1 protein-coding gene is annotated in these 899 nt (G+C 43.2%); it reads right to left on the reverse strand.

The features are described 5' to 3' along the window. Positions 1-60: 60 nt before the first annotated feature. Positions 61-786, reverse strand: coding sequence for a hypothetical protein (locus tag ACR0AZ_RS21610; protein ID WP_480668236.1), 726 nt, complete (start codon positions 784-786; stop codon positions 61-63). Between the last annotated feature and the right edge of the window lie 113 nt (positions 787-899).

Genomic DNA, 899 nt, shown 5'->3' on the forward strand with positions numbered 1-899 from the left:
GCCTTGCGCGGCAGCTTTTTCGGGTTGTTCTTCAACTGATTGTTAACTCTGACAAAGGGATTATTTGTCCCTCTCTGTTGTTGGGGTTTGTGACTCTATCTTCCTTTTTAATCTTTGAAAGCCGTTTTGTGCATACTCTTTTGCTTTCCTCAGCTCGTTTGCTTCTGTCTCAAATCGATTTAACTCTTCTAAATACTGCCTTTGTATTTCCGCGACTTTCTGTTCTGTTTCTTTCTGTATTCTCATTGCCGCGACTTCTTTGGCCCTTATGGTTTGTTCTCTTTTTAGAAGCTCATTTTTGAATTGATGGAGATTTTGACTTTCGCTTTCCAGTTCTGCTCGAACGCGTTTTCCTTGTTCCTCGTAGGCAGAGTTGACCTTTTCTTCTGCCCATTCTTTTGTCTTTTTCTCGTAGTTTCTAGCCTCTTGAATTTTCTTTTCTGCCTGTTCTATTGCTTCGGCTTGTGCTTCTTTTGCTGCAGTGATCTGGCGGTTATTCATCCCGTTATAGATGAAAATGGTTAGTGGGGTTAGGATCAGAAAAATTAGGGTGAACAGCGCCCATACAGGCCACAATCCTTTGAAAATAGGCCAGAATCCGTTGGTGCTAGTGAAGGCGTATACGATTGGTTTGTCTCCCTCAAAATTGACTAGCCCCCATTGCTCGATATTCTCTTGGGCTTGCCAATAGTCGGTGATCAAAACAGCTTGATCCATTTGGTGATAGCTCCAGTTTGCAGTCCAGAAAATACCGCCAAGTACGGCAAGCAAAACAAACCATCTCATCGCAGATAAACCTCCGTAATATCACGGCGAAAATGTCCCATTTCTTGGGATACCACTTCGAGAGCTTTCTCATAGGCCATCGATTTTTGCAGTTCATTCATTCGCTCTTGGGC

Source organism: Ruegeria sp. BE3, from assembly GCF_056538865.1.

What these genes read in the sequence shown, in the direction of transcription:
- ACR0AZ_RS21610 (WP_480668236.1), bottom strand. Translation starts at nt 786, where the DNA reads ATGAGATGGTTTGTTTTGCTTGCCGTACTTGGCGGTATTTTCTGGACT.